We start from the raw sequence: 464 nt of genomic DNA, 5'->3' as shown, positions 1-464 counted from the left end.
TGGAGGGTTCGAAAAACCCTCTGGTATTGAGGTCTGCTCTGTGATTCCATTTTCCTTGCGTTGATTGGAGTATGGATCATGAAGCAGACGGGATTTTTTGACGTTGAAGAGCGGCTTGCCCGCTTGAGCGGGCTTGGTGATCAGCTCGAAGCATTTTCCCGGACTGTGGATTTTGAAGTCTTCCGCCCTGACCTGGAGAAGGCTCTGGCGTATTCTGACGGCAGCAAAGGCGGACGACCGCCATTTGATCCTGTGCTGATGTTCAAAATTCTGGTGATCCAGACGCTCAACAATTTGTCTGATGAGCGGACGGAATATCTGATCAACGATCGCCTCTCCTTTATGCGTTTCCTTGGTCTGGGACTTTCAGATCGGGTGCCGGATGCCAAAACGGTCTGGCTGTGTCAAAAGCGTCTGACCCAGGCGGGTGCGATCGATGGGCTGTTCAACCGCTTTGATGCCAC

The 464-nt window shown here is 52.4% G+C and carries 1 protein-coding gene; it reads left to right on the top strand.

Features of this window, described 5'->3' with window-relative positions; genetic code table 11:
* Positions 1-78 precede the first annotated feature (78 nt).
* On the top strand, positions 79-464 hold a 386-nt coding region (locus HNH97_RS08670), incomplete at its 3' end, for a transposase (protein ID WP_171790621.1).

This window comes from Gluconacetobacter entanii (genome assembly GCF_013155425.1).
GTDB lineage: Bacteria > Pseudomonadota > Alphaproteobacteria > Acetobacterales > Acetobacteraceae > Novacetimonas > Novacetimonas entanii.
Note: the sequence above shows the minus strand (reverse complement) of the source record. Positions and strands in the feature narration are given on the sequence as shown.